The organism is Halobacillus sp. BBL2006 (genome assembly GCF_000786645.1).
Classification (GTDB): Bacteria; Bacillota; Bacilli; order Bacillales; family Halobacillaceae; genus Halobacillus.
The window spans coordinates 1-1,954 of sequence record NZ_JRNX01000286.1 but is presented as its reverse complement, the minus strand read 5'-3'; the positions used below and the strand labels follow the sequence as shown (position 1 = coordinate 1,954).

General features: G+C 43.8%; 2 protein-coding genes and 1 pseudogene. 2 read left to right on the top strand and 1 reads right to left on the bottom strand.

Features of this window, described 5'->3' with window-relative positions; translation table 11 throughout:
- Both LD39_RS23065 and LD39_RS09415 read left to right on the top strand, forming a co-directional pair.
- A pseudogene (locus tag LD39_RS23065) lies at positions 1 to 313 on the top strand (glutathione-dependent formaldehyde dehydrogenase); the annotation flags it as partial.
- A gap of 351 nt (positions 314 to 664) precedes the next feature.
- Complete coding sequence (locus LD39_RS09415; protein WP_035545536.1) at positions 665 to 1,471, top strand: CAP domain-containing protein; 807 nt, start codon at positions 665 to 667, stop codon at positions 1,469 to 1,471.
- Positions 1,472 to 1,528: 57 nt separating this feature from the next.
- Here the strand turns inward: LD39_RS09415 and LD39_RS22590 are convergent, their stop codons facing one another.
- Positions 1,529 to 1,696, bottom strand: coding sequence for a hypothetical protein (locus LD39_RS22590; RefSeq protein WP_156112604.1), 168 nt, complete (start codon positions 1,694 to 1,696; stop codon positions 1,529 to 1,531).
- Between the last annotated feature and the right edge of the window lie 258 nt (positions 1,697 to 1,954).

Below are 1,954 nucleotides of genomic sequence, written 5' to 3'. Positions count from 1 at the left end.
TGGAACGATCAGTCCGATCAAAACCGCTTCCAAGGCTGTGAGAAAATTCGGTACGGTTCAACTGACTGGTGTTTATGGGACAGAAGCAAATGGTTTTCCATTAGGAGACTTCTTCACGCGTAACGTTTCCTTGCAAATGGGCCAAGCTCCTGTCATTCACCTTATGCCGGAACTCTATGACATGATCGAAAATAAAGAATTCGATCCGACTGATATCATTACCCATAGCATGAGTCTTGATGATGCTTCTAAAGCCTACGACATTTTTGATAAAAAAGAAGACGGGAACATCAAGGTGATTTTAAAACCATAATAAAGAAAAGCCTCGTCCATTTGGATGAGGCTTTTTTTCAGGTTAATCTCTATGAAACTTTGTAACACCGGTGTCACATATGTAAAAAAATCAGACGATCTCAAAACCTGTCAACCTTGAAATATTGGTAATATTTATTAATAAATGAAAATTTCACTTCCACTATTCTAGTATTCCTACTTTTCTAAATCTCATAAAAAATATAGAAGTGGCGCACTCATTTGCCTTTTACTTGCCTATTACCTCTTTTCCTCTCCTCTTACACTTCCAGAATCATCCTCAAATATTACGAAAACCCAATGGTAGGATGAAGTTGTTGAAAAAAACAAACTTTTTCAAGGAGGAGTTTTCATGAAAGGCAAATCACTATTCGTAACAGGAGCGCTTGCTTTATCATTACTAGCAGCGCCGGCTACTTCTTTAGCATCAACAGGGGACAGCCAATCCTTTAAAGTAGAACAAAAGAACGTTCAAATAGATAGCGTACTAGATTGGGTTGCAGATAATGAAGAAGCATTGAAAAGCCAAAACTTCCAGCAAGTAGACATTCAATCTCTTCTAGAGCAGTTCCAAGTTCAACCGGCAAAACCTCAGCCAAAACCTGCGCCTTCTGAACAACAGCAGCAAGAGCAGCCGAAACAGGAACAGCCAGCTCCAAAGGTAGAACAACCTAAACAAGAGCAGCCAGCAGAAGCAAAAGAACAACCTGCTCCTGAAGCACAACCAACTCAAGAGGAAGCAGCACCTAAAGAGGAAAACACCCAGGATGTAAGTTCAGAAGTATCTGCCTTTGAAAAGAAAGTCGTTGAATTGACGAACGAAGAACGCGCGAAGCAAGGTCTTCAGCCGCTAGAACTAGATACAGAGCTTAGTGCCGTTGCTAAAGACAAGTCACTAGACATGCAGAATAAAGGATATTTCTCTCACAATAGCCCGACGTATGGATCTCCATTCGATATGATGAAGCAGTACGGCATTGATTACCGCACAGCTGGTGAAAACATCGCAATGGGACAAACATCTCCTGAGCAAGTCGTTGAAGGCTGGATGAACAGTGAAGGTCACCGTAAAAATATCATGAACCCGAACTTCACTCACATCGGTGTTGGACATGCAGAGAATGGAAACTACTGGACTCAAATGTTCATCGGAAAATAAAAGTTTATAAAATGAGGAGCCCCACCGGTCACACGGTGGGGTTTTTTATGAGGAACTTTATGAATACCACTTATGCCACATATGATCCTTTCTTCCTCTAACATAGCAATCGATTCGGTCTTGTCCCCCGGAAACGGCACCTGGTGAGGGGCGTACCCCGCCCTCTGGAGCACCAAAATCTTCCCAATTGCTCCACCGTGAACCGTCCCACCATTTATGCCACATCTGGTTGTTCCCCGCGCACACAAAAGTATCGATCGGATTCCTAGCCGAGGATGAGGTTGCAGGTGCGCCGTCAAAACCTCCTCGAAGGGAACCAAGACTCTCCCAGTTGCTCCAGCGGTTTCCGTTCCACCACTTGTGACAAATTCGTCCCTCTTAAAAAAGTATCGGAACGATTCTATCCCCAGGACTCCGCACCCGGCCAACATCTCACAACATCGCGATGAGCACCAATGGTTTCACATCGTTTCCAGTTCGCCC

What these genes read in the sequence shown, in the direction of transcription:
- LD39_RS09415 (WP_035545536.1), top strand. Translation starts at nt 665, where the DNA reads ATGAAAGGCAAATCACTATTCGTAACAGGAGCGCTTGCTTTATCATTA.
- LD39_RS22590 (WP_156112604.1), bottom strand. Translation starts at nt 1,696, where the DNA reads ATGTGGCATAAATGGTGGGACGGTTCACGGTGGAGCAATTGGGAAGAT.